Annotated in this window: 23 protein-coding genes; 4 read left to right on the top strand and 19 right to left on the bottom strand. The window is 46.8% G+C overall.

From position 1 onward, the window contains the following. Window positions 1–111: 111 nt before the first annotated feature. Entirely contained in the window at window positions 112–372 is a 261-nt protein-coding gene (locus VSQ62_RS11150; RefSeq protein WP_334634987.1) for a hypothetical protein, read from the bottom strand. A 231-nt stretch (window positions 373–603) separates the two neighbouring features. On the opposite strand from VSQ62_RS11150, the gene VSQ62_RS11145 reads away from it, so the two are divergent. After that, window positions 604–942 carry a helix-turn-helix domain-containing protein gene (locus VSQ62_RS11145; protein ID WP_334634986.1) on the top strand — a complete coding sequence of 113 codons (339 nt, stop codon included), beginning with the start codon at window positions 604–606 and terminating at the stop codon, window positions 940–942. A gap of 216 nt (window positions 943–1158) precedes the next feature. Beyond that, entirely contained in the window at window positions 1159–1821 is a 663-nt protein-coding gene (locus VSQ62_RS11140) for a B3/B4 domain-containing protein (protein WP_334634985.1), read from the top strand. 215 nt (window positions 1822–2036) lie between these two features. Here VSQ62_RS11140 and VSQ62_RS11135 read toward each other — a convergent pair whose 3' ends face one another. Then, complete coding sequence (locus tag VSQ62_RS11135) at window positions 2037–2240, bottom strand: hypothetical protein (RefSeq protein WP_334634984.1); 204 nt, start codon at window positions 2238–2240, stop codon at window positions 2037–2039. Window positions 2241–2369: 129 nt separating this feature from the next. On the opposite strand from VSQ62_RS11135, the gene VSQ62_RS11130 reads away from it, so the two are divergent. Beyond that, on the top strand, window positions 2370–3857 hold the full coding sequence (locus VSQ62_RS11130) for an IS4 family transposase (RefSeq protein ID WP_334633004.1): 1488 nt from the start codon (window positions 2370–2372) through the stop codon (window positions 3855–3857). A 257-nt stretch (window positions 3858–4114) separates the two neighbouring features. Here VSQ62_RS11130 and VSQ62_RS11125 read toward each other — a convergent pair whose 3' ends face one another. The 10 genes from VSQ62_RS11125 to mgtE all read right to left on the bottom strand — a co-directional run bounded on the left by VSQ62_RS11125 (window position 4115) and on the right by mgtE (window position 11824). Then, a complete protein-coding gene (locus VSQ62_RS11125; protein ID WP_334634633.1) occupies window positions 4115–4315 on the bottom strand; it encodes a hypothetical protein in 201 nt (66 codons plus the stop codon). Window positions 4316–4424: 109 nt separating this feature from the next. Beyond that, a complete protein-coding gene (locus tag VSQ62_RS11120) occupies window positions 4425–4877 on the bottom strand; it encodes a PLC family EF-hand domain-containing protein (protein ID WP_334634634.1) in 453 nt (150 codons plus the stop codon). Window positions 4878–5048: 171 nt separating this feature from the next. Then, window positions 5049–6245: an IS256 family transposase gene (locus VSQ62_RS11115; protein ID WP_334634635.1), complete on the bottom strand. Its 1197-nt coding sequence runs from the start codon at window positions 6243–6245 to the stop codon at window positions 5049–5051. A gap of 71 nt (window positions 6246–6316) precedes the next feature. Beyond that, the gene (locus VSQ62_RS11110) at window positions 6317–6667 is read right to left on the bottom strand and encodes a hypothetical protein (RefSeq protein ID WP_334634983.1); all 351 of its coding nucleotides are present in this window, start codon (window positions 6665–6667) and stop codon (window positions 6317–6319) included. A gap of 31 nt (window positions 6668–6698) precedes the next feature. Next, window positions 6699–6929, bottom strand: a complete 231-nt coding sequence (locus VSQ62_RS11105; RefSeq protein ID WP_334634982.1) for a hypothetical protein — start codon at window positions 6927–6929, stop codon at window positions 6699–6701. Between the two features lie 340 nt (window positions 6930–7269). Beyond that, a complete protein-coding gene (gene rpmF, locus VSQ62_RS11100) occupies window positions 7270–7449 on the bottom strand; it encodes a 50S ribosomal protein L32 (protein WP_016217134.1) in 180 nt (59 codons plus the stop codon). Window positions 7450–7452: 3 nt separating this feature from the next. Further along, entirely contained in the window at window positions 7453–7980 is a 528-nt protein-coding gene (locus VSQ62_RS11095; protein WP_334634981.1) for a YceD family protein, read from the bottom strand. A gap of 63 nt (window positions 7981–8043) precedes the next feature. After that, complete coding sequence (locus VSQ62_RS11090) at window positions 8044–9234, bottom strand: acetate/propionate family kinase (RefSeq protein ID WP_334634979.1); 1191 nt, start codon at window positions 9232–9234, stop codon at window positions 8044–8046. A gap of 47 nt (window positions 9235–9281) precedes the next feature. Continuing rightward, on the bottom strand, window positions 9282–10277 hold the full coding sequence (gene pta / locus VSQ62_RS11085) for a phosphate acetyltransferase (protein ID WP_334634978.1): 996 nt from the start codon (window positions 10275–10277) through the stop codon (window positions 9282–9284). A gap of 170 nt (window positions 10278–10447) precedes the next feature. Then, window positions 10448–11824: a magnesium transporter gene (gene mgtE, locus VSQ62_RS11080; protein ID WP_334634977.1), complete on the bottom strand. Its 1377-nt coding sequence runs from the start codon at window positions 11822–11824 to the stop codon at window positions 10448–10450. Window positions 11825–11936: 112 nt separating this feature from the next. Here mgtE and VSQ62_RS11075 point away from each other — a divergent pair, with 112 nt between their 5' ends. Further along, on the top strand, window positions 11937–13220 hold the full coding sequence (locus VSQ62_RS11075; protein ID WP_334634976.1) for a nucleotidyltransferase: 1284 nt from the start codon (window positions 11937–11939) through the stop codon (window positions 13218–13220). Between the two features lie 18 nt (window positions 13221–13238). Here VSQ62_RS11075 and VSQ62_RS11070 read toward each other — a convergent pair whose 3' ends face one another. From VSQ62_RS11070 to VSQ62_RS11040, 7 genes are read right to left on the bottom strand one after another with little or no spacing between them, the layout of a single operon-like run. Next, window positions 13239–14096, bottom strand: a complete 858-nt coding sequence (locus tag VSQ62_RS11070; RefSeq protein ID WP_334634974.1) for a DegV family protein — start codon at window positions 14094–14096, stop codon at window positions 13239–13241. A 12-nt stretch (window positions 14097–14108) separates the two neighbouring features. Then, window positions 14109–15473 carry a PFL family protein gene (locus VSQ62_RS11065; protein WP_334634973.1) on the bottom strand — a complete coding sequence of 455 codons (1365 nt, stop codon included), beginning with the start codon at window positions 15471–15473 and terminating at the stop codon, window positions 14109–14111. A 51-nt stretch (window positions 15474–15524) separates the two neighbouring features. Continuing rightward, the gene (locus tag VSQ62_RS11060) at window positions 15525–15797 is read right to left on the bottom strand and encodes an ACT domain-containing protein (protein WP_334634972.1); all 273 of its coding nucleotides are present in this window, start codon (window positions 15795–15797) and stop codon (window positions 15525–15527) included. 27 nt (window positions 15798–15824) lie between these two features. Further along, window positions 15825–16622: an MBL fold metallo-hydrolase gene (locus VSQ62_RS11055; protein ID WP_334634971.1), complete on the bottom strand. Its 798-nt coding sequence runs from the start codon at window positions 16620–16622 to the stop codon at window positions 15825–15827. A gap of 54 nt (window positions 16623–16676) precedes the next feature. Then, window positions 16677–17267 carry a dephospho-CoA kinase gene (gene coaE, locus VSQ62_RS11050; protein ID WP_334634969.1) on the bottom strand — a complete coding sequence of 197 codons (591 nt, stop codon included), beginning with the start codon at window positions 17265–17267 and terminating at the stop codon, window positions 16677–16679. A 13-nt stretch (window positions 17268–17280) separates the two neighbouring features. After that, entirely contained in the window at window positions 17281–19896 is a 2616-nt protein-coding gene (gene polA, locus VSQ62_RS11045) for a DNA polymerase I (protein WP_334634968.1), read from the bottom strand. Then, on the bottom strand, window positions 19893–21002 hold the full coding sequence (locus VSQ62_RS11040; RefSeq protein ID WP_334634967.1) for an aldo/keto reductase: 1110 nt from the start codon (window positions 21000–21002) through the stop codon (window positions 19893–19895). Before VSQ62_RS11040 ends, polA begins: the two co-directional genes overlap by 4 nt. Window positions 21003–21050: the final 48 nt, after the last annotated feature.

The raw sequence follows: 21050 nt of genomic DNA, 5'->3' as shown, positions 1-21050 counted from the left end.
TTATAACTAATATTTCTATAGCTACAGGACATTATACTACAACTATATAAATATTACAACCAGAAAATATATTCCTACTTTTTCCATCTTTGCCTCTCGAAAAACAAGTGTTTAAGCGGATCCGACCCCCGAGCCGCATTCAGCAATCAACTGCATCGCATATTGAAATCCGAGAATAAATCCGCTCTCCTCAGCCAGCAATGTAATTTCATAATATTGATCCCGATATCTCTCATACTCTGTGATATTCATCTCCTTTCTCTCCTTCTCCAGCAATGTTTCAATCTGTTTTTCCAATCTTTCTCTCTGGAACTTCATCTCATCCGAATTCTGTACAATGTTTTTGTAGATTTCTCGTATCTTATCCTTCATTCTTTCTTCTCCTCCTTTCTTTGTCTGAACCTGCCAAAAGCCGCAGCTCCTGCAGAATCTCTATTACATCTTATTTTCTATATCTCAAAACTTCAACCTATCTCGTTCCTGTATCCGCCAATCCAGAAACGCTGTATAACTAATCTATTTATAGCTACAGATTATTATACTGAAACTATAATAATATTATAATCAAGAATAATTCTCTTTTTTGAAAGGTGGGCAGGAAGCATGAAAGATATCGATTTTGAAAAAATTGGCAAAAAACTCAGAGAAACCCGCATATCTAAGGGACTCACCCAGGAATATATAGCTGAAAAAGCCGATGTGAATACCAGTCATATCAGCAATATTGAGAATAACCGCGTGAAGATTTCTCTCCAGACCCTGGTTAATGTATGCAACACCATGGATGTGACCGTAGATTATATCCTAGCCGATGAATACTCAAAAGCTTCCCAGGCTCCAGATGCACTGGATCATGAACTTCTTCACCAGCTGCATTCCTGCTCTCCCAATACCAAAGAATGTGTTTTGGACATTATCAAGGCCCTGCAGAAACACTCGTAGAACATAAAAGGCTCTCTTCCTTACCCTCCGCGTAATTCCTCAGGTCTATATCCAGCGTATTGTCTATTATATTAAGAATATTATGCAATATTTTAGCTGCAAAGTTGCAAAACATAAGGAAAACATTTATGATAAGAAAGACAGTATACCGCTGGTTGAACAAAAAACACAGCGGATGACGTTGGTAAAACAGAATCAAAAAAAGGAGTCGGTACTATGAAACACTTACAGATTGACCAGGATATGAAGACTCTCTGGCCCGCAACAAGGGTCGGCTGCTTCCAGTACAAGGTTCAGGTAGAAAAGAAGAACGAAGAGTTGTGGAAATTTCTCAAGAAAGACATTTTCAAAAAAGCTAAGGATGCAATTTTTGACTACGGTATCAATGATATTCCCAATATCAGAGAATCCCGTCAGGCATACAAGGCGTTTGGAAAAGACCCCAGCCGTTACCGCGTTTCCTCCGAAGCGCTGATACGCAGGATTGGTCAGGGGAAAGGACTTTACGAGGTAAATACGGTAGTTGACGTCAATAACCTGATATCCATTCAGTCCGCGTTCTCAGTCGGATCTTATGACGCCGGCAAAATCGGGGAAGAACTGGTTTTCCGCGTGGGCAGGGACAGTGAGACTTATAAGGGGATCGGAAAGGATGAGATCAAGATCGACGGGCTTCCTGTGCTGGCGGACGACAAAGGGGCAATCGGAAGCTCCACCAGCGACTCTGAACGCGCCATGATCACGGCAGATGCAGCCGAAGTCTTAACGCTTATCTATTCCTTCTCAGAGAATCAGGATTTGGAGCGGGCAATGGAATACGGGAAGGAATATCTTGAAAAATACGCCGGTGCAAAAGATATCCAGTGCTGGATCGTATGAATATAGACTAATAGTCTTCTTGTTGTCAATCGGCGTAGCGCCCACTACGCCTCATTCCTCCGCCTTGCATATGAAAAATCATTCTGCGTTATATGGCTAGGAACTTATTTTTCGGTGTACTAGCTATATTCCGCATCCAGTAATCTTCTCCATTAAATCATGACAGCAAAAAACACTGCCAGATTCTCTCCGACAGCGTTTCTAATAACTGGTAACTATATATCAAATATTTTTCTCGTGCTTTCTACTTCCTCCACACTACAGCCGACTTCCTCTGCAATCCTCTCATTTGTAAGGTCAGAACATTCTCTTACTACACGGAAAATCTTTCCGGATAAAATTAATCCTTCTTTTCTTCCTTCTTCCAATAATAATTCCGCAACCTGCGTCATACGTACAACCTCCTTAATATATCTCATACTTCGCAACCTGAATTTGTGCTGTGTTAGTTGAAAATACAGAGAAAATCAAAAATAAAAAGGTATAAGCACTCTGTTTTTGTTATAATGGAATTAGCCGAAAACCATTTAAAAACGGAGGCTTATACCATGAATAGCATAGCAGAAATCTTTGATAATAGCAAACAACTCTTAGATAGTATTGAAAATTTTTTTGATAAGTACATTGGTCGTCCCCTTCTTAGGAAATGTGGTGTCATAAAAATGGTCGATGACATTTTTGTCAACAGCGGGATGACATACTTTGATAACCCGATTTCCCGTCTGCTGGGTGATCTGAAACAATCACCCGTCCTTGAGAAAGTTGTGAGTGCCAAGGATCTGCTTATCGACAAACTTCTCGTGTGTTTTGCCCCTGCAAGTGCGTATCTGATGTTTAAGACGGACACATTCTTCCGGGATTATAAGCAAGACACATTTTACCGTTTTGATAAGCTTCCCGGAGCTAACTGGGAAAGGCTGCAATTGGAAACAGCAAAAAATGTCATTTTAGATATAGAGTCACAGACCACAGACAAACATATCAATGCTCTGATTTTTGATGATTCTTTATATGCGCGGACCGGCGGAAAGGGAACCGAATTATGTGCCAGGGTTTTTGACCATAATGATCATAAGACCCGTCTTGGATACCGCATGATGACTGGTGGATGGACAAATGGAGAGACATTCATTCCTTTTGCACAGTCCCTTTTGTCAACGCGCGATGAGAAACAAATGGTTGGACCCAATGTCCGAATCGATTGCCGTACACTACGCGGAAAGCGCCGGGCAATGGCAAAAACAAAGGGAACCCTTGTTGTCCAACATATGGTAAAGCAGGCACACAAAGCAGGGATACCATTCGATTATGTCCTGTTTGACACATGGTTTTCCAGTCCATCCCAGCTGGCTGCGCTCAAGGGGATAGGAACAGATGTCATAGCGATGATCAAAAAGAACAGCACGAAATATATCTGGAGAGATCCCGCAACAGGCGAGGAGAAAAAACTGAATGTAAAAGAAATCTACAGCAGGAACAAAAAGCGCAGGGGGCGTTCCAGATACCTCCTGTCTGTAGATATTATCATTCCTGACAGTACCGGGAATGCCATGAAGGCAAAACTGGTCTACGTACGGAATCACAGCAACCGCAAGGACTGGGTATGCTTTGTATGCACTGACATGACCTTAGATGAAGAGAAAATCCTCCGTGCGTACACGATGCGCTGGAAAATTGAAACCTATTTTAAAATGTCAAAGAGCTATTTAAAACTTCGTACGGAATGCCACAGTACAAGCTATGATGCCATTACTTCACATATGGTAATCGTTGCAATACGGTACATGATACTGGCAATTGAGCGTTTCCAAAATACAGATAACAGAAGTCTGGAAGAACTATTTTATGAGGTACAGCGGGATATCATAAATGAAATGATGGACTGTGCAATCATTCTCATTTTGGACATCATGCTGCAGAGTGTGAAACAGCATTTCAAAGCTTCGGATGAACAGATCAACGGACTGCTCTGTACATTTATCGGCAATCTCCCCACACCGTGGAGAGAACGCTTTACTATGCCCACTGCGGCATAAAGCTATTTTATTTTTACTATTGCAAGGCTTATAAAATCGTAATGATAAGCAGTTTTAGGTTGCGAAGAGACTGTAAAATAAACTGTGTATTGTCGTAAATTGGTATGTAAAATCTTGTTTTTTCGACATTTCTAAAATCAATTCCCAGTGCCGATTTTTTTACAATTACCGTTATTTTTCGACGCTATTTTCGATTTCTTTATATGAATAGTATTGCCATTTTCTGGTGATACTATTCATTTTATTTTATTTTTCTTTTATTTCCCATCCCTTAGCAATGTTTCATAGGCATCCAGCCGGACGTTATCCAGATAGACTTTTTTGATTTCATTTTCCGTATAAAAATCATACAGCATCTCCATCAGTATGCTTAAATATTCTTCAGACATTTCCTGTCCTTCGTATTCCATGATCCGGTAGGCTACACAGGCATACGCCCTGGAAGATTGATGTGTCATTGTATTATTTCCTTTACTTTACTGCTGGTTTTCAGGTTCATTCTCTATTCTGCTTATAAACTATTACCCCCAATAGGTGGGGGCTTTATGGTATTCCCTTCTTTTCCTATCATTTGATTTCAAAGGGAATAGGTTCTCCTCCATATTCATCAATATATTTCTGTGATTCTTCCCAAAAGCCTTTCTGTCCTATGAATTCCTCCAGGTGGAATAGTTCCCTTTCCAGTTCCCGTACCCTCTCTTTTAGTGCTTCAACAGTGTATTCTTTTTGCTCGTTTTCTTCCTCCGTCCATCCATAGTAATCCAATACGTATTTTCTTGCTTCTTCATTCCCCATGCCGGCTGTCGCTTTACGCAATGCTTCTTCCTCTCTGTATATGTCAAGAAAGTCAATCGGACTGTTCCCATCGCCAACAGCGCAGCATGTATTCTCATGTACACTATATCCTGCTTCTATCCATTTATGGAGCTCCCTGCGTTCTTCTTCGGTCATAGGCGTTATTTTTTCATATTCCTTTAATTCTTGTTTCAGAAATCGTTTTCGTTCCTTACTGATCCGCATTCTATACACCTCTCTGATTGCCTTATCCCTCACTTTAGTTATTGCCGCCTGTATGGTTCTTATGCATGAAATGCCTATGCATAAGAACCATACAGGCGGCATTGAGGCAGTCAAGGGATAAAGGGCAGCACTGCTGTCATTTACAGCCGGATACGTTTCTGTTTCTACGCTTTAGGCAATCCTGGCCCTGTCGCCGAATTCAATCACAAACTGTCCATAGGTCTCTCCCCAGTCACGGTACGGCATGGACCATTTCTTAATAATGTCCCTGGTAGACAAATAAATTGTTTTTCTTAATGCCTCGTCATTTGGAAAGAGTGCTTTGCTCTTTGTAACTTTGCGCAGCTGCCGGTTAAAACCTTCTACGGTGTTGGTGGTATAGATTAATTTGCGGATCTGATGGCCATAGCAGAAATAGGTGGAGAGGTGCTCCCACTTATCAAGCCAGTTATCCAGGACGACGGCATACTTTTTCCAGCTATCCATCATACTCTCCAGATTCCGCATCGCGATTTCTTCACTCTCCGCCCCATATACGCGCTTTAAATCTCTCATAAATGCTTTCTGGTCTTTATAAGCAATATATTTTAGCGTATTGCGGATCTGGTGGATGATACATAATTGGATCCTTGTTTCCGGAAATACCGTATGGATCGCATCCGGGAAACCTTTTAAACCATCCACACATGCAATCAAAATATCAGAAACGCCTCTGTTTTTCAATTCATTGCATACTTTTAACCAGAATTTGGCACCCTCATTTTCCCCAATCCATATCCCAAGGATATCTTTATAACCGTCTCCATTGATTCCCAATGCCACATAAGCTGCTTTTGTTATGATCCGCCCATCTTCACGTACCTTAAAATGTACTGCGTCCAGAAATACGACAGGATAAAAAGAATCCAGTGTCCTGCAGTACCATTCTTTTGCTTCTTCCATTACTTTATCCGTGATATTGGAAATGGAACCGGCCGAGAGTTCTATCCCATAAAGGGATTGTACATGTTCCGAGATATCCCGTACAGACATCCCTTTTGCATACATAGAAATGATTTGGGATTCCAGCCCTTCTTCAACGACTGTACGGTTCTTTATGATCTCCGGCTCAAACCCTGGTTCCCGTGTCCGCGGCACGTCAATTCCAATCTTTCCATAAGCTGTTTTGATTGTTTTAGAGCTGCTTCCATTTTTAGATACCCTGTTTCCATTCTCCTTTGCATCCGCAATATACTCATTTACTTCCTTACGGAGTATCTGCTCCACGGCATCCTTTATTACTTTCTGTATCAACCCATTCGGACCTGTAATATCTTCCATCGTGTTGCATTTTGCTATTTCTGCCTGATAGTCAATTTTCTGTGACATAGTTGTTTCCTCCTAAAATTTTTCTACCAATTTTTTCCAACTAATCACAGTATTGTCGAATTCATTATCCATTATACAAAAATGGATGTGTCGAATAATCTGTGATGATTTACACAGATTATTTTACACACCCGTTGCGAGTATGAGATATATTTTGCTGTTTCAGAATCAATAATTTTATCAGCAAACACCAAAATCCCAGATAATACAAATGTCTTCTCCTCTTTATCCACAATCTTCTTTGCCAATTCAACTGCTTCTTTTACTGCCTGCTTTTTCTTCTCTTTCCCTTTATATGTCAAAGGTAAAATAATCAGTTTCATCAGTTCATCATCTGATAATGGCAGGCGATGCTCTAATTTCTCCCTGATTTCTTCCTGTACAGTTTCAGAATCTATTTTACTGAGAAATGCCTGCTCCATCTTTAAAGAGAGACAACCTGCCGAAAATTCTTCAGGCGCTTTCTCTACATCCGCCGTATATATGACGATCATACAAAAGGAACAGATTATCGATCCTCATTTCATTTACCTGAATCTGCGGAAGGTTTGTTGGCAAAATCTGTTTGATCTTTGGCACATCAATCCCATAGACCTTCAAAGATTTTTCTTTAAAGTTCTCTGCTAAGATCTTAGACAGCACATCCTTATTATGATATGTAATCTCTCTTTTATTGTTGCTCATATACCTTTTAATATCCTTCCCTTCTATATTTTCTTTTCGGGATGCTTCTCTTTCTTTTATACTATCATACATCCATGGGGGATTCAATTGCATTTCTTCAAGATCTCTTGCGTTTTATCCGGATTAATATTGACGGCCTTAACCTTCATATTATAACATTCCGATTAGGGTTTCCAGTATATTCAGGCACATCTCTGCCTCCCCTGCTTCTTGAATTTCCGGCTTCTGCATTTTAAATACTCTTTCGTTGCCATATAATTACTGATTACGACTACCGGCTCTTCACATTCACCATGAAAAAAGGGCCTCCGGTTACCCGGAAACCCTTTCTCTGTCTTGATTAGTCCTGTGGAATGATTTCTTTTTTGTTGTATGATCCACAAGCCTTGCAAACTCTGTGAGGCATCATTAATTCGCCGCATCTGCTGCACTTAACCAAATTTGGTGCGCTCATCTTCCAGTTTGCTCTTCTTTTGTCTCTTCTTGCTTTAGAAGATTTATTCTTTGGACAAATTGACATAGGTTACACCTCCTTAAAATTCTTAAACACATCGCGGATAACTGACATTCTCGGGTCAAGCCCCGTGTCTTCACAGTCACAGGCTCCTTCATTAAGATTCTGACCACACACATTGCAAATTCCTTTACAGTCTTCGCTACACAGAATTTTCGTCGGCCACCCTACTAATAACTCGTTGTAGATCAACTGTTCTACGTCAAAGCTATATCCGTCAATATAATTTGCTTCGTCTAACTCTTCTGACTCATCAGCACCGTCCGGATCGACGCTCACCTTCTTCTGAAATTCAAGCGGAATCTCCACCTGAACCTCTGTAAGGCAGCGGTCGCACGGAATCACCGCTGTAACCTCGCCCCTGCCGGTAATCTTAAGCTTCTTGTCACCCGCATATTCAATGCAAAGTGTCAGAAAAGACTTCCGTACAAGTTCAAAGCTCCCTGTCTCACACCGGAATACATCCATCTCGACAGGAACGGCGCATTCTATTGTCTCATGCTGTTCAGACAGAACATTGGATAGGTTTAATATCATAATAAACTCCTATTCACACCTAGACTATTATACCATGTAGAATGAATTTGTCAACACTATCTTCTAAACTAATGCAACTGTTTCGCGCGCGATTGCCAACTCTTCGTTGGTCGGAATAACCATAACCGTTACTTTAGAATCCGGTGTAGAGATCGTGATCTCCTCGCCGCGTTTCTTATTGGCATCTTCATTGATCTCGATTCCGAGATATCCAAGACATTTTGCTACATTGGTGCGAACCGTACCTGAATTCTCGCCGATTCCTGCGGTAAATGCGATCACATCCACACCGTTCATAGCAGCCGCATAACTTCCCACATACTTGGCAACGCGGTAGCAGAATACCTCCAGCGCGATTCTTGCTTCATTGTTGCCGGAATTAGCCCCGTCCTCCAGATCACGGAAGTCACTGGACAGATTATTGGAAAGTCCGAATACTCCTGACTTCTTATTCAGCATGTTCATCAGACCCGCAATGTCCAATCCTTCCTTCTTGGAAATGAACTCTAAGATCGCCGGATCAATATCGCCGGACCGTGTTCCCATTACAAGACCTTCCAAAGGAGTAAGACCCATGGATGTATCTACGGATTTGCCGTTCTCTACTGCGCAAATGCTGGCGCCGTTGCCAAGGTGACATACGATCGTCTTCAACTGGTCATACGGTTTCCCTGCCAACTCTGCCGCTCTCTTTGATACGAAGCTGTGGCTTGTACCGTGGAAGCCGTATCTTCTTACTTTGTATTTGTCATAGTATTCGTATGGAAGGCCGTACATATACGCCTTATCCGGCATTGTCTGATGGAAAGCCGTATCAAATACCGCTACCATCGGCGTGCCCGGCATTAACTTCTCACATGCATTGATACCGATCAGGTTCGCCGGGTTGTGAAGCGGTGCAAGATCATTACACTCTTCGATCGTTGCCTTCACCTCATCTGTGATCACTACAGATTTAGCAAATTTCTCACCGCCGTGTACCACACGGTGGCCGACTGCGCCGATCTCGCTTAAGCTCTTCACTACGCCTGTGTCAGCGTCAGTCAAAGCGTCGATCACGAACTGGATCGCCTCTGTGTGCGTCGGCATAGCCTTGTCGGACTTAACCTTTTCGCCGCCTTCCGGCTGATAAGTAAGACTTCCGTCAATTCCGATCCTCTCGCAGAGTCCCTTTGCAAGAACCTGCTCTGACTCAGAATTGATCAATTGAAATTTTAAAGATGAACTTCCACAGTTAATAACTAATACATTCATGATATTTTTCCTCTCTTCTCTGTACTATAACTAAATTCATATATTGTTTAGCTCATGCACTGTACTGCTGTAATTGCAACTACGCCCTCGATATCCTGTGCGCTGCATCCGCGGGACAGGTCGTTGACCGGCGCTGCGATACCTTGTGTGAGCGGGCCGTATGCTTCTGCTTTCGCAAGTCTCTGAACCAGCTTGTAGCCGATATTCCCTGCGTCTAAGTCCGGGAATACCAGTACGTTGGCCTTGCCTGCTACCGGGCTTCCCGGCGCCTTGGATGCTCCGATCTCCGGTACGATCGCTGCGTCTAATTGGAATTCTCCGTCAAGCATCAGACCTTCCGGCGCATTCTCCTTCGCGATACGGGTTGCCTCTACTACCTTATCCACATCCGCGTGCTTCGCACTTCCCTTGGTAGAATGTGAAAGCATGGCAACAACCGGCTCCTTGCCTGTCAGAGTTCTGAAAGACTCTGCAGAAGAAAGCGCGATCGCCGCTAACTTCTCCGGGTCTGGATTCTGCTCAAGACCGGAATCCGCGAAGATAAATGTTCCGTCTGCACCCATGTCGCAGTCCGGTACTACCATTACGAAGAAAGCTGATACCAGCTTGGTTCCCGGCTTCGTCTTTAGGATCTGCAGACACGGCCTTAAAGTATCTGCCGTAGAATGGCATGCACCGCTGACCATACCGTCGGCATCCTTCATCTTAACCATCATCACGCCATAGTACAAATAATTCGTCAGAAGCAGCTCTCTTGCCTGCTCTTCTGTCATTCCCTTTTTCTGTCTTAACTCTACAAGCTTGGCGACATAAGCGTCAGTCTTCTCATACGTCGCCGGATCAACGATCTGAGCGCCGCTGATGTCAAAGGCCCCCTTGTTCTTCGCAATCTCTTCCTCGCTTCCAACCAGGATCAGATTGGCGGTTCCTTCCTTAAGAACTGCCTCTGCCGCCTCATAAGTCCTGATATCTTCTGTCTCAGGCAATACGATCGTCTTCTTGTTAGTCTTGGCTTTTGCTTTGATTTCATCTATAAATCCCATGATTAATAGACTCCTTTCCATATATTCTCAATATTTGTATTATAATACAAAGAGCCCCCGCGGACAAGGTCTCTTCTGAGAAACTTATGTGTATTTTTTCATACAATGGCGCGTAATGCACGTACATAAATCCACCCGCCAGAAACCGTATATGCCCGCGCAAGAACTGCTCACAGCGCAAACACCGCGCTCACGATCGCAAAATACACGCTGATGGTACTGATGTCCACCAACGTAGAGATCAGAGGCGTCGCCATGATCGCCGGGTCAAGCCCCGCTTTCTCCGCCGCAAGCGGCAGCGTACATCCGACCACCTTCGCAATAATGATCGTACACGCCATGGTCCCCCCGATGGTAAATGCCATCATAAGATTCCCCTGTCCCATCAGCATGATACGGATCCCATTGACTACCGACAAGATCACGCTGATGCACACCGCGATCCGCACCTCTTTCCAGATGACCTTCAGCACATCCTTGAATTCGATCTCTCCAACCGCAAGCCCGCGGATCACCAGCGTCGAGCTCTGCGAGCCGCAGTTCCCCCCGGTTCCCGTCAGCATCGGAATGAATCCGGCAAGCTGCGGCATGACGGCAAGCGCGCTCTCATAGCTGTTCATGATCATCTGCGTCACCGTAGCCGAGAGCATCAGGAACATCAGCCACGGAATACGGCTCTTCACATGCTCCAATACCGTTGTCCCAAAATACGACTCCTCGCTTGGATGGACACCGGCCATGATACTGATATCCTCCGTCGTCTCTTCTTGCAGGACCAGCATGGCATCGTCAACCGTCACGATCCCCACCATACACATCTCATGATCCACAATCGGCAGCGCGATCAGGCCGTACTTGGTAATCGTCCTCGCCGCGTCCTCCTGATCGTCCGTCGTCTGGGCATAGAGCATATTCGTATCCATGATCTCTTCGATCAGCTTCGATTCGCTGGTCGTCAAGAGCTCCTTTACATCCACCACTCCGATCAGCTTCTTCTTCTCGGTCACATAGCAGGTATAGATCGTCTCCCGGTTAAGCCCCACCTGACGGATCCTAAGTATCGCATCTGCGACCGTCATCTCCTTGCGGAGCGCGATGTAATCCACATTCATCACGCTTCCAGCGCTGTCCTCCGGGTACTGGAGCAATTGATTGATCTGTCTCCTCTTCTCCTCATCCGTAGCCATCAGAAGCCTGTCCACCACATTGGCCGGCATCTCCTCCAATACGTCCACCGTATCGTCCAGATACATCTCCTCCATGACCTCTTCAAGCTCTGAGTCCGTCAGCGAATTGATCAGCTGCTCGCGCATATCGCTGTTCATATAAGCAAATGTCTCTGCCGCTTCTTCCTTCGCCAGAAGCCGGAATACCATCACCGTCTGCTTCTGGTTGAAATTCTCCAGGATCTCGGCCAGGTCCACCGGATACATATTATTTTCCAGTTCCTCTTTTAATTCCTTATACTGACGTCCCTCAAGCATCCGCAGTATACGTTCTTCCGTCAGCTCTTCTTTCCATTCCTCTTTCCATTCTTCTCTCATCATGTATCCCTCCTCCCCGGCATATTTTGCAGTTGACCGTCCGGCCAACATACATTTGCATACACAACTTTAATATAGTATAATCAATTTCAGAAAGATATACAAGGAGATTCTCATGAAAATAGTTGGACTGATCACAGAATACAACCCGTTCCACAACGGACATTTATACCATATCGAGAGGGCAAAATCGATTACAGGAGCCGATACCGCCATCGTCGTCATGAGCGGCAACTATGTACAGCGCGGCGCGCCGGCCATTATGCCGAAGCATCTGCGGGCAGAGGTCGCTCTTAAGGCCGGGGTCGGCCTCATCCTGGAGCTTCCGGTCTGCTATGCCGTTGGAAGCGCAGAATTCTTCGCGGCCGGAGCCGTCTCCCTCTTTGAACAGCTTGGGTGCATAGATTCCATCTGTTTTGGAAGCGAATGCGGCGATTATGAGCTTCTTTCACGGATCGCTCATATCCTTGCCGATGAACCGGATGAATTCAGGCTCCGTCTTCAGGATGCACTGAAGACGGGCATGTCCTTCCCGCGCGCAAGGCAGACTGCCTTAAGAGAATACCTGAAGGACGATTCGCTGGATCTGGTTCTCGAGAAACCCAACAACATCTTGGGGATCGAATACCTCAAGGCGCTCTATCAGCGGCAAAGCCCCATCAAGTCCTACACCATCAAGCGTATCGTCTCAGGATATCATGACACCCGGCTTTCCGGCTCTTACAGCTCTGCGTCCGCCATCCGAAGACTCCTTGACTATGCCAGCCAGTCCGTCCTCGTTGAGAAAGACGGCATGTTCGATGAGCCTGTCCTGTCCGAAGTCCTGACACGCTTAGAAGGCCAGGTACCGCTCTCCTGCATCCGGACGCTGGAAGAGACCCATCGGACCCGTTATCCCATCTATGCCAATGATTTCTCACTGCTGTTAAAATACCGTCTCCTGCGGGAGACCAGGGAGACGCTGACCGAATACCAGGATATCACGGAAGACCTCGCCAACCGCATAATGAACCATGCCAATGATTTTATATCCTTCGACCAGTTCTGCGATCTTCTGAAGACCAGAGATATGACCTATACACGCATCAGCAGAAGTCTCTTCCATATCCTGCTGAATATCAGGAAATCTGACATACAGACCTATCAGGAACAGGGATACTGCCAATATGCCCGCATCCTTGGTTTCCGCCGTGATGCCAAAAGGCTTCTCTCTATCCTGAAGCACAGCTCTAAGGTCCCTCTGATTTCGAAGCTGACACAGACAGGCGGCCTGACTTCTGCCGGCCTTGCCATGCAGCAAAATGACATCTTCGCGTCAAACCTGTATGAAAGCATCATTACCGACAAGTACAAGATGCCCTTTATCAATGAATACCAGCATCAGATCCTCCGGATCTGATGCTGGTACAAACATATACTAATATTCTGCTTTCTTGATACAGGCAACAGCCTTCGAGCCTGCCCCTATATGGCAGGATACGCTGAGAGACAATCGATCCATATGGACATCATATCCAGGGAACCTTGCCTCGATCTCACCTTTCCACTCCTTCGCCTCTTCCTCGGAGCAGGTATAAGCCGCATGGATATACATCTCTTTCCCTGCAAACCGCCCTGTCAGGTCCTTCTGCGCAGCATCTAACATTGCCTTTTTCGCCGCTTTCCAGCCGCGCACCTTGGCATAAGAGTCAAGCTTCTCTCCCTGGATCTGCAGCACCGGCTTCAGATTCAGCACCGTACCGATCGCCGCCGCTGCCGGCGTGACCCTGCCGCCCTTTTTTAAGTATTTCAGAGTATCAACGGTAATATAGATACTGGCTTCCAGCTTCTCACGCATCAGCACGTCGTCGATCTCCTGGGCGCTCATCCCCTTTTCTGCCATCTCAAGGGCGTCCAGCACAGACTGTCTCTGAGAGATGGAGATTCTCTGATTATCGATCACATGGACTCTTCCGTCATAATCCTTCGCCAGGCCGATCGCAGTCTCACAGGAACTGCTTAAACCGCTTGACATCGGGATATAGATGATCTCATCGTATTCCTTCAAGATCTCATCCCACAGATCGATCACGTCCCCGGGCGACGGCTGAGAGGTGGATATGTCAGCATCCTCCGCAAGCCTCCGATAGAATTCCTCCTGTGTCAGTGTAATATCTTCAAAAAACAGCTCTCCATTGATATAGAACGGCATCGGCAGTACCCGGATGCCAAGTTCCTTTGCCTCCTTCTGCGTGATCCCGCTGTTACTGTCTGTCACAATCGCTACTCTTCCCATCCTTATACCTCTCTAATTCTTGAAACTGTGAATCGGAGCCGGAATCCTTCCCTGCCGGTTCACGAACTTACTGCAGTCAAATTCATTGACCGGAATGATGGGCGCATACCCCAGCAGCCCGCCGAACTGTGCGGTATCTCCCACATCTTTCCCGATAACCGGGATCAGGCGTACGGCCGTCGTCTTCTGGTTGACCATACCGATCGCCATCTCATCTGCAATGATGCCCGATATGGTCGCCGCACTCGTCTTTCCCGGAACCGCGATCATATCAAGCCCCACGGAACATACGCAGGTCATTGCTTCTAATTTCTCCAGGGTGAGGGCTCCAAGCTTCACCGCATCGATCATCCCCTGATCCTCGCTCACAGGGATAAATGCGCCGCTCAATCCCCCCACATAGGAAGAAGCCATAACCCCGCCCTTCTTCACCTGATCGTTCAGCATGGCGAGCGCCGCGGTTGTCCCCGGCGCGCCCACTCTCTCAAGACCGATCTCTTCCAGGATCTCAGCCACACTGTCCCCCACTGACGGCGTCGGAGCCAGCGACAGATCCACGATCCCAAACGGAATCCCAAGCCTCTTAGATGCCTCGCCTGCTACAAGCTGACCTACCCTGGTCACCTTGAACGCAGTCTTCTTGATAGTCTCACACAGCTTCTCAAAATTCCTGCCCCGCATCTTTTCAATAGCATGCTTGACCACGCCCGGACCGCTGACTCCCACATTGATGACTGCGTCCCCTTCCGTGACTCCAAGAAACGCTCCCGCCATGAACGGATTATCATCCGGCGCATTGCAGAATACCACCAGTTTGGCACATCCCAGCGAATCATTCTCCTTCGTTGCTTCTGCCGTCGCTTTGACGATCTCTCCGCACAGACGCACCGCATCCATGTTGATTCCAGTCCTGGTAGACCCTACATTGACGGAACTGCAGACACGTTCCGTAGATGCCAGCGCCTCCGGAATGGAGCGGATCAGATCCTCATCGCTCTTGGTCATGTATTTGGAAACCAGCGCGGAATACCCGCCGATAAAATTCACACCGACATTCCCGGCCGCCGCATCCAGCGTCTTAGCTACCGTCACATAATCTTCGGAACATCTGCACGCCGACCCACCGATCAGGGAAACAGGAGTGATCGAGATCCTCTTGTTCACGATCGGTATACCGAATTCCTTCTCGATCGCCTCCCCGGTTGAAACAAGGTCGCGCGCAACCGTCGTAATCTTCTTATATATCTTCTCATTGAACCGCTCCAGATCTGAGTCAATACAGTCTAACAGACTGATTCCCAGCGTGATCGTCCTGACATCCAGGTTCTCTTGCTCGATCATCTGATTCGTCTCATATACTTCATATCTGTTAATCATATCCTACCGTCCCGGCAGACAGTCCGCCAGCCTTTCTTATCATATCAGCATCTACAGTCTGTGCATTTTCTCGAAGATCTCTTCTCTCTGACAATGGATCGACACTCCGATCGTCCTGCCAAGCTCCTCCAGCTCCTTCGCCACATCCTGTATCTCCTTGTCCGTATTTGTAACATCCACGATCGCCATCATATTAAAATATCCGTCCACGATCGTCTGGGAAATGTCCAATATATTGATATTCGCTTCTGCCAGATACATACAGGTCTTCGCTATGATCCCTACTCTGTCTTTGCCCACAACCGTGATAACACATTTCTTCATCTTCGTCCTCCCTGATTCGCCCTCCGCCTAAAGTGTAATAACCTCAGATACTGTATCTCTCTTTGCCACCATCATAGGGATGTCCTCTCCCCTGTACGGATTATCACCGAAGCTTACCTCCAGTTTTACCGTCTCATATGCCAGCTCCGCATAATTATTCTCCTTGCTCAGATGTCCCAGAACCACATACTGAAGCTCATCGTGCAAGATATCACACAGAAGCCTTCCCGACAACTCATTAGACAGATGTCCCTGATCTCCCATCACTCTTCTCTTAAGAGGATAAGGATAGGGGCCTACCTCCAACATATGTATATCATGGTTCGCTTCTAAGACCACGGCATTCAGTTTCTTCAGATGCTCCACCGTATATTCATCATATTTGCCAAGGTCTGTCGCCACCGCGACAGATTTGTCCTGATTCTCGATCCGGTATCCCGAAGGCTCCCTTGCGTCATGGGAGATTGCAAAAGGACAGATCTTCATGCCTCCCAGTGTGAATTTCTCATCCACCCTTATCTCATGCAGGATCCCTTCCGGAAGCTTCCCCAGAGAATGACAGCAACGGATTCCCTCGATCGTGCCCTTCGTCCCATAGATGGGAATCTTATATTTCCTGCTGAATACACCAAGTCCCTGTATATGGTCGATATGTTCGTGTGTGACCAGGATTCCCTCAATCTCGTCCCCCTTGATCCCCAGTGTATGTAAGCCTTCTTCCACTCTCTTCTTGCTGATTCCCGTATCCACCAGAAGATGCGTCCTGTCATCCCCCACGTAGATACAGTTGCCGCTGCTCCCGCTGGCAATGCTGCATAACCTCATAATCTCATTCTGTCCTTCCTGCTAATCTTCCGCCATATTATCAGATCGTCCATCCTACAGATCTGCCACAATATCGTCAAGCTGTATCTGCGTCTCTTCAAATGTATTGCTGTTATCGATCACCCTGTCGCAATGCTTCATGAACATGGACTTTGGCAGCTGCGCCGCAATAATGTCATCTACCTTCTTCGCATCGTATCCACGCGTATAGATCAGCCGCTTCCTGCGGATAGAAGCCTCCACATAGACATACCATATCTCATCGCACATCTTATCGTAATGTGTCTCTATCAGGAGTGCAGATTCTATGATAAACAGATTCGTATTCTTCCGCTCTTCCTTCGCAATCTTCCTTAAGATCTCTTCCTCCACCGCAGGATGAACGATAGCGTTAAGCTCGCTGCGCCGGACATCGTCCGAAAACACGATGCCGGCCAGCTTATCTCTGTCCAATTCACCCTTGTCGTCTAAGATCTCCGTTCCAAAACATTCTACGATCGCATCAAAACATTTCGTCCCCTTCTTCTGGAGTTTCTTTCCTACCGCATCCGCCTGACAGATCGTCGCACCATATTTGTTATTCAGATATTCCAATATCTGTGTCTTCCCTGCTCCTACTCCGCCAGTAATTCCTATAATCTTCATGACCTTACACCTCTTACTTTGCTTCGTACCAGTTCTCTCCTGTGTGCATATCCACTTCCAACGGTACATCTAACGAAACAGCCTGTTCCATCTCTTCTCTCAGGATATTCTTTATCTCGTCAAGTTCCGGCTTATACGCCTCTATCAACAGCTCATCATGAACCTGAAGGACAAGCCTTGATCTCATCTGCCTCTCTCTAAGCCGTCTCTGTACACCTATCATCGCGATCTTAATGATATCTGCCGCCGTTCCCTGGATCGGAGCATTCATCGCCACCCTCTCGCCGAAAGACCGCTGCATGAAATTACTCGACGCAAGTTCCGGAACCGGACGCCGCCTTCCAAAGAGCGTCACCACATATCCCATCTTCTTCGCATGCTTCACCGTATCATCCAGAAAGCTTTTGATCCCCGGATAGGTCTTAAAATAATCTTCTATATACTGTGCCGCCTCTTTCTTCGTGATACTTAGATCCTGGCTCAGCCCAAAAGAGCTGATTCCATACACGATCCCAAAGTTCACCGCCTTCGCATTGCGCCGCTGCTGAGACGTCACCTCCTCAAAAGGCACATGGAAGACCTGGGATGCCGTGATCCTGTGAATATCCTCCTGTTCCCTGTACGCCTCGATCAGATTAGGATCGCCGGAACAGTGCGCCAATACCCTAAGCTCGATCTGCGAATAGTCCGCGTCCACGAATACATATCCGTCCTCCGGTATAAACACCTTGCGGATCAGCCTTCCAAGCTCCATCCGCACCGGAATATTCTGAAGATTCGGCTCTGTACTGCTGAGCCGCCCGGTCGCCGTGATCGTCTGATGAAACTTACTGCGGATCCTTCCATCCTCGCAGATGTAATTGGCAAGACCGTCCGCGTAGGTGGATTTTAATTTTGAATACTGCCTGTATTCTAATATCTTCTCAATCACCGGATAATCCGGCGCCAGCTTCTCCAATACATCCGCCGCCGTTGAGTATCCCGTCTTCGTCTTCTTCCCGCCCGGGATCTTCATATGCTCAAACAGCACGACTCCAAGCTGCTTGGGCGAATTGATGTTGAAGGTCTCCCCGGCATCCTCATAGATCTCCTTCTCCAGTTCCGTTATCTTACTGCCAAGCTGGCTGCCGTAGAACTTAAGCGCCTCGGCCTCGACTTTCACTCCGTTCTGCTCCATCGCATACAGCGTAAATACCAGCGGCATCTCTATCTCGGTGAACAGTCTGTCCATCTGACATTGCTTAAGCTTCTCCCACAGCATGGCCGAACCTGCATATGCCGTATATGCTTCGTAGCATACCTTTACGGATTCCGCCGCCTTGTCATCTATGATCAGCTTCAGCTGCTCTCTTGCCACATCCTCATAAGTATAATTATTCTTCAGCGGATTCAGCAGATACGCCGCAACCGTCGCATCAAAACAATTCTTCGCATCCTCTATCGCAAGATATCTTAACGCGGACTTAATATCAAACATCACGAACCGATCCGTCTTACCTGCCGCTTCTGAAAGCTTCTTACCAAGCCATTCCTGCGTGATTCCATTTCCCATGCGGATACAATAGACGTCCTCATCGGAATAACACAGACCGATTCCCCCCACCTCTGCCTGACCGGCAAAAAGCGGCAGCACTTCCTGCATATTCTGGAAGAAGCAGGCGCCGATACACTCTGCCTTCCCTGCCGCCTCAAACACTTCCTCCGCTGCCGCCAGATCCGTGATCTCCCGGAATCTCTCCTCTATCTTGCTTACCGGCGTCTTCACATCGAACCGGGACAGAAGATTCTTAAACTGCAATCTCTGAAAATATTCATAGGCTTCTTCTGTATATAGATTGCCAAGCCTCGCCTCCTCAAGCTCATACGGGAAATCTGCGTTCACATGGATGGTAGCAAGCTCCTTGCTCATAACAGCCATATCCCAGTGCTCTGCCAACGCTTTAGAGGCCCTTGGCGGCTTCAGCTCTTCCACATGCTCATGGGCATTCTCAATGGAGTGGTATTCCACTATGATCTTCGTCGCAGTCTTCTCCCCGATACTTGGAACACCCGGAATATTGTCAGACGCATCACCCATCAGCGCTTTCACATCAATAAACTCCTGAGGAGTCACCTGGTACCGCTCCTTCACATCCCGGGCGTAGTAATCCTCCACCTCTGTCCTGCCCTGCTTCGTCTTGGGGATCCGGATCTTCACATGCTCTGTCGCAAGCTGCAGCAGATCTCTGTCTCCGGATATGACCGATACCTCCATCCCCGCTTCCTCGCATCTTCTTGACAGAGTCCCCAGAAGATCGTCCGCCTCAAGTCCGGCACACTCAATGGTCCGGACTCCCATTGCATGAAGAACCTCCTTGATCACCGGTACCTGCTGGCGGAGTTCTTCCGCCATCGGCTTCCTGGTCCCCTTATATTCCGCATACATCTCATGCCGGAAAGTAGGTGCATGGACATCGAACGCCACCGTCAGATACCCTGGTTTCTCCTCTTCAAGTATCCGAAACATGATCGTCAGGAAACCATAGACCGCATTCGTATGAAGCCCCTCCGAATTCGTCAGATCCGGGAGCCCGTAAAATGCCCGATTCAAAATACTGTGTCCGTCTATTAATACAATCTTTCCATTCATAATGCAGCAATCTCTTTCAATCTATCAATGATCGGCAAATGCTGGGTACATTGCTCCTCACATTTGCCGCAGGCGATACACTCCTTAGCCTTCTCCTGCTTGATCCCCCAATGATTATCCATGCGGTCCGTAATACTCTTCGCATCCCCTGTCAGGATCTTATGATTGTAAGCATCCATATACTTAGGGATCGGGATCTCACTTGGACATCCCTTACAGTATGAGCAGCCAGTACACAGATTATTGAGCGCTACTCCTCTGCCCTCGTATTCCTTCGCAATCTCACTCGCCGGCTTCTCCTCAAGATTCTCAACCGCTTTCACCGCGTCGTCTATATGTTCCTTCGTCGTACAGCCCGCAAGCGTCACTGTGATCTCCTTATGGGACGCCACAAACCTAAGTGCCGCCTGCGGAACCGTAAACTCTGTTCCCTCCGCAAGATATGCGAATGCATCCGGATTCGCCGGGATCATCCCTCCTCCCAGCGGATTCATGACTACCACACCCATACCGTTCTGGTAAGCCGCCTTGATCCCGCTCTGGCGGAACCGGTAATTCAATGCATTATACCCGATCAGCATACCCTTGAACTTACCCGAAGCAACCACTGTCTCGATATCATTCCCCTGCATATGAGAAGAAAATACGATATTCCTGATCAGGCCTTCCCGCTTCGCATCCTCGAAGAACCCATAGACCGCATCCATATGCTTCTCCCAGGATTCCAGGCTTAACATACACCACATATGATAGAAATCAATGTAATCCGTCTTAAGGCGGTCTAGGGATATCTCAAGCCTTCTGCGGAAATCCTCTTTCGTTGGATGGTCTCCTGCATCTATTGTTCCCAGATTCGTCTTAGATGTTACATAAACTTCGCTTCTTTTTATCTGTGAAAGAGCGATCCCCGTCACGATCTCACTCTTATCCTCACAATAAAACGGCGCAGTATCCCAGTAGTTGATCCCCTTTTCAAAGGCATAGAGCGGGATCTCAGCACATTTTTCAAGATGCCCCGCCTTGATGTCCTCTTCATCATACCGCATCGTTCCAAGTCCTACCGCGGACACCTTCATATCTGTATTACCATACTGCTTATAATACATACCATACCCTCCGTTTTCTGATTTTCTGTCTCCTGGTAATTATCTTAT

The sequence above is a fragment of the Sporofaciens sp. JLR.KK001 genome (genome assembly GCF_036941055.1).
In the GTDB taxonomy this organism is placed as follows: Bacteria; Bacillota; Clostridia; order Lachnospirales; family Lachnospiraceae; genus Sporofaciens.
This window is presented reverse-complemented; position numbering and strand designations above follow the sequence as displayed.